The following is a 1,004-nucleotide window of genomic DNA, read 5'->3' on the forward strand; positions in this document are numbered from 1 at the left end:
AGCACATCAAATAAGTCCTGGAAAGTTAAAAGGAGTGTTACGAATGGCTAAAAAAGCGCCGGATATGGGCGAATATAAATACGGGTTTCGCGACGGGCACCAGTCTATTTTTCAATCCGGAAAAGGCTTGACTGAGGAGATTGTCCGGGAAATATCCCGAATCAAGGAAGAACCGGAATGGATGCTCGATTTTCGGCTGAAAGCGTTGAAACAATTCTACAAATTGCCGATGCCTGGGTGGGGAGCGGATTTGGATGGGCTAAATCTGGATGACATCCAATATTACGTTCGTCCTTCTGAAAGACAGGGGAAGACCTGGGAGGAGGTTCCTTCCGAGATCAAAGCCACCTTTGATAAGCTGGGGATCCCTGAAGCGGAGCAAAAGTTCCTGGCAGGCGTATCCGCTCAATACGAGTCGGAAGTTATCTATCACAGTATGCGGAAGGAACTGGAGGAGCAGGGCGTTATTTTTCTTGATACGGATACAGCCTTAAAGCAATATCCTGAAGTGTTCAAGCAATATTTCGGTACGATCATCCCGCCCGCCGACAATAAATTTGCGGCGCTTAACAGCGCGGTTTGGTCAGGCGGCAGCTTTGTGTACATCCCGAAGGGCGTTCAGTGTGAGGTTCCGATACAAGGGTATTTCCGTATTAATTCCGAAAATATGGGCCAATTCGAGCGGACCTTAATTATTGCCGAAGAGGGAAGCTTCGTCCATTACGTTGAAGGATGTACAGCACCTATTTATAGTACCAGTTCTCTGCATAGCGGAGTTATCGAAATTATTTGCCGGAAAGATTCCCGTGTCCGCTACACGACCATTCAGAATTGGGCGCCTAATATTTACAACTTGGTAACCCAAAGGGCTGTGGCCGAGGAAAACGCCACAATGGAATGGGTGGACGGCAACATCGGCTCCAAGGCAACGATGAAGTATCCGGCTGTAATATTGAAAGGAAGAGGAGCCAAGGGGTCCATCCTGTCTATTGCTGTAGCCGGTA

General features: G+C 48.1%; 1 protein-coding gene. It reads left to right on the plus strand.

All coding sequences use genetic code 11. The features are described 5' to 3' along the window. Nucleotides 1-43: 43 nt before the first annotated feature. Nucleotides 44-1,004, plus strand: a 961-nt coding sequence (sufB, locus tag LBW89_RS27350) for a Fe-S cluster assembly protein SufB (protein ID WP_318249457.1), incomplete at its 3' end; no start/stop codon positions are given.

The organism is Paenibacillus sp. alder61, assembly GCF_020179875.1.
GTDB classification, from domain to species: Bacteria; Bacillota; Bacilli; order Paenibacillales; family Paenibacillaceae; genus Fontibacillus; species Fontibacillus faecis.